The following is a 1,159-nucleotide window of genomic DNA, read 5'->3' as shown; positions in this document are numbered from 1 at the left end:
CCACACGTTAACATTGGTACTATCGGTCACGTTGACCATGGTAAAACTACTTTAACAGCAGCAATCACTAAAGTTCTTGCTGAAAAAGGTCAAGCTGACTTCCAAGACTACAGCATGATCGACAAAGCTCCAGAAGAACGTGAACGCGGTATCACAATCAACACTGCACACGTAGAGTACGAAACAGACACTCGTCACTATGCACACGTTGACTGCCCAGGCCATGCTGACTATGTTAAAAACATGATCACTGGTGCCGCTCAAATGGACGGCGCTATCCTAGTTGTATCTGCAGCTGACGGCCCTATGCCACAAACTCGTGAGCACATCTTGTTAGCTCGCCAAGTTGGTGTACCAGCTATCGTTGTATTCATGAACAAAAAAGACATGGTTGATGATGAAGAATTGTTAGAATTAGTAGAAATGGAAATCCGTGAATTGCTTTCCAGCTACGAATTCCCTGGCGATGACATCCCAGTTGTGGCAGGTTCTGCATTGAAAGCATTAGAAGGCGACGCTACATACGTAGAAGCAATCAACGAATTGATGGCTCGCGTTGACGAATACATCCCAACTCCAGAACGTGACACAGACAAAACATTCTTGATGCCTGTAGAGGACGTGTTCACAATCACTGGTCGTGGTACAGTAGCAACTGGCCGTGTAGAACGTGGTCAAATCAACGTAGGTGACGTAGTAGAAATCGTTGGTCTTCAAGAAGAACCATCCAGCACTACAGTTACAGGTCTTGAAATGTTCCGTAAACTTTTGGAATCTGCAGTAGCAGGTGACAACGTAGGGGCACTTCTTCGCGGTATCGACCGTAAAGACATCGAACGTGGTCAAGTATTGGCTAAACCAGGTTCCATCAAACCTCACACTAAATTCAAAGCAGAAGTATACGTGTTGACAAAAGAAGAAGGTGGCCGTCATACTCCATTCTTCTCCAACTACCGTCCACAATTCTACTTCCGTACAACTGACGTAACTGGCGTTATCAGCTTACCAGAAGGTACAGAAATGTGTATGCCTGGTGATAACATCACTATGAACATCGAGCTTATCACTCCAATCGCTATTGAAGAAGGTTTACGTTTCGCGATTCGCGAAGGTGGCCATACAGTAGGCGCTGGTGTTGTTACAGCTATCGAAGCATAAT

At 45.3% G+C, this 1,159-nt stretch carries 1 protein-coding gene; it reads left to right on the top strand.

From position 1 onward, the window contains the following. On the top strand, positions 1-1,158 hold a 1,158-nt coding region (tuf, locus tag EO112_RS08240; protein WP_062401214.1), incomplete at its 5' end, for an elongation factor Tu. Position 1,159: the final 1 nt, after the last annotated feature.

Source organism: Veillonella sp. VA141 (assembly GCF_003992175.1).
Classification (GTDB): Bacteria; Bacillota; Negativicutes; order Veillonellales; family Veillonellaceae; genus F0422.
Note: the sequence above shows the minus strand (reverse complement) of the source record. Positions and strands in the feature narration are given on the sequence as shown.